A 2,901-nucleotide genomic window follows, 5' to 3' on the forward strand; every position below is an offset into this window, starting at 1 on the left:
CACTGTGTTCGACTCGCGGCATCTACGGCGATGAAGTGACCGCCATGAAGCAACCAGACCGTCTTGCGACGCGGTACGCCTTGCAATTCAGCGAGTCCATGCGTGGCCTGTCGGTAGGCGCGCCGGTTATGCTGCTCGGCTTGTCGGCAGGCACCGTCGCCGAAGTCGGGTTTGATGTCGACCCGATCACCATGATCCTCCGCGGCGACGCTGCGCTGATCGAGTTCATGTGGACGGTGCGACGCAGAGCCGGTTGCCCGACGAAGTTTGGACGTTCGCTCGTGCGCGAACTGATCACGGACCCCGGTAGCGCAGATCTTGCGACAGCCATCCGGGCGCCGTGATGCAAGGAGTGAGGGCGACGGCTCGATGGTCCGAGCACCGCTGGCGAAGAATGCTTCGCAATGGCGTTGTGGTGCTGCTCTTTAGCTATCCGACATTCGGACCTTGCGCTGAAAATTCGGATGTACTGTCCGTCGTTGCGGGTGAGATCGCAGCCCTGCGCGCCGAGATTGCCGCGACCGAGCAGGAATCCGAGCGTGTCAAGGATGATCTTGCGCTGCTGCGCGCCGAGACCGACACCCTGGCTGAAGGCATGAAGAGGATCGAACGCCGAGCCCAGGTCCCACCGCTGGGGCGTGGGTTCGTGCAGGCGGTCAGCGAACAGCGCCATATGTTGCCCGTCGTTGATCGGATCGCATCGGTACACGAGCGGCGCGAGCGCGAGCTAGAGGATGCAAGCGACGCTAAATTTCGCGTCGAGCGGGCATTGGCTGGGCTCAGCGACGTTGCGTCCGTCGCGGCTAGGCAGGTGGCTGCGGCAGAGCCCCCCATCGACGCCGCGCAGCAGGCTCAGGTTGCAGCCTCTCTCGCAACGCAGCTCGGTGAGCAGGTCAAGTTGCTGAAACGCCTCGATGAAGTGCGCAGTGAGTTGCTGACGACGCTGCAGCAAAGCGCCTCCTCTGAGCTCGAACTCATCCGTCGCAGTCAAGCAGCTCATGATGCGCTGACGCGTCTGCAATTCTGGGTCCCGGGTCGAGCTGGAATGGAGGACATCAACGAGGTCGCGCCGTCCGTCGCCTGGACGCTGTCGGCTGACAACTGGCGGTTGGCAGCGTCAGTGCTGCGTGTTGGCGTGGTGCAGCAGCCGGCTTGGCCGGCGCTGACCCTGGTGATCGCGCTTGCCCTGGTTGTCGCGCGTCGCCACCTGTGCGAGCGTCTCGGCTCCCGGTCGCCCGTGAGGATGGGGCCCGCCCACTACGGGTTGGGAGTGACGGTGGTGGCCCTCACGATCACCTTCCTTCTGGCCTTGCCGGGTCCCATTTTGCTGGCCACGGCTTCGAGCATCTTGGGGCGCGCGCCAGAATCGCCACTTTTCGCTTTGGCGCTCGGCGATGCGCTGGCCGTTATCGCCAAGCTGCTATTCGCCATGTCGGCCTTTGCATGGCTGCTCGACCCGCGTGGCGTTGGCTCCACGCACTTCGGTTGGGACGAGGCCACGATTGGCCATGTCGCTCGGGCGCTGAGGCACTTCGCGGTGCTGTTCGTTCCGTTGATATTCGTGGCCACCTTGAATGGGCTCGACCACGCACCCTTTGCCAACCGGGAAAGTCTGGGGCGCCTCGCTTTCCTGATGGCGATGCTCGCGCTGACTGCCTTCTTCGCGCGGCTTTTGCACAGTGCCAGCCCGGTGATGCAGTCTATCCGCATGCGCCGCCCGAAATGGAAGGTGGTGCGTTGGCACGATCTGTRGTTCACGCTCCTGCTGGCCTTGCCGCTAGGCATTGCTGCGCTCGCTGCAGGGGGGTACTTCATTGCGGCGGGCTACTTCTTTGGGCGAATGGTCTACTCGCTATTCATCACCTTGGGTGCAATGACGCTCTACGGACTGATCGCGCTGTGGATTGAGATGCGACGGAGCAGCTTCATGCGCCTGCAGAATCATCAGGCCGTGCCGTTAGGCGCTGCGGGCGAAAACACCCCTTCGATGCTCGCGCCGAACATCGACGTCGCGGAACTCGGCGCGCAGGCGCGCTCGCTGCTCGATCTATTGATCACCTTGCTGCTGCTCGGGGGCATGTGGGAGGTATGGAAGGACGCCTTGCCGATGATTTCGGTGCTTGGCGACTACGTACTGTGGACCTACCCAGGTACGGTCGATGGCAAGACTGTCGCTCTGCCGATCACTGTGGGTCGCCTGTTCCTCACGCTTCTGATCGCGGTGGTTACGACAATTGCGGTCCGCAATGTGGGGCCGCTGCTTGACATGTCGCTGCTGCAGCGGCTCGAGACCAAGGCCGACGCCAACTACGCGATCAAGGTCATGACCCGCTATGGCATGGTCGCAGCCGCTATCCTCATTTCCTGCCGCATTCTAGGGATCGGCTGGGGCGATTTGCACTTGCTAGTTGCAGCGCTCGGAGTAGGACTGGGCTTCGGTTTGCAGGAGATCGTCGCGAACTTCGTCTCCGGGCTGATCGTACTGGCGGAACGGCCGATCCGGATCGGCGATGTCGTCACCGTCGGTGAAGTCACAGGGACGGTGTCCAAGATCCGCGCGCGCGCGACAACAGTGCTCGATTTCGATCACCGGGAGGTTCTTATCCCGAACAAGGCCTTCATCACCGAGCGTGTTGTCAACTGGACGCTGTCCAACCAGACGACACGGCTATCCCTCAAGGTCAGCGCTCCCATGGGCAGTGACGTGGCGCTCGTTCAGCGGCTGCTCCTCGACACGGTGAGGGCCGAGGCCGAGGTGATGTCCGAGCCGCCGCCGACGGTGTATTTCGTCGGGCCGGGAATCGGTTCGCTCAAATTCGAAGCGCGTTTTTTTGTCGGCAAGTTCGACAGGCGCCAGCAGGTGCAACATGCACTTAACTTGGCATTCGAACGGGTCTTGCG

General features: G+C 62.7%; 1 protein-coding gene and 1 pseudogene. Both read left to right on the plus strand.

Annotation, left to right across the window (positions count from 1 at the left end):
• Positions 1 to 344 (plus strand): annotated as a pseudogene (locus AC1DY5_RS49735) (hypothetical protein); the annotation flags it as partial.
• A 50-nt stretch (positions 345 to 394) separates the two neighbouring features.
• The coding region (locus AC1DY5_RS49740; protein ID WP_478121691.1) for a mechanosensitive ion channel domain-containing protein at positions 395 to 2,901 on the plus strand (2,507 nt) is incomplete at its 3' end.

Source organism: Variovorax sp. P4_D9, from assembly GCF_056401695.1.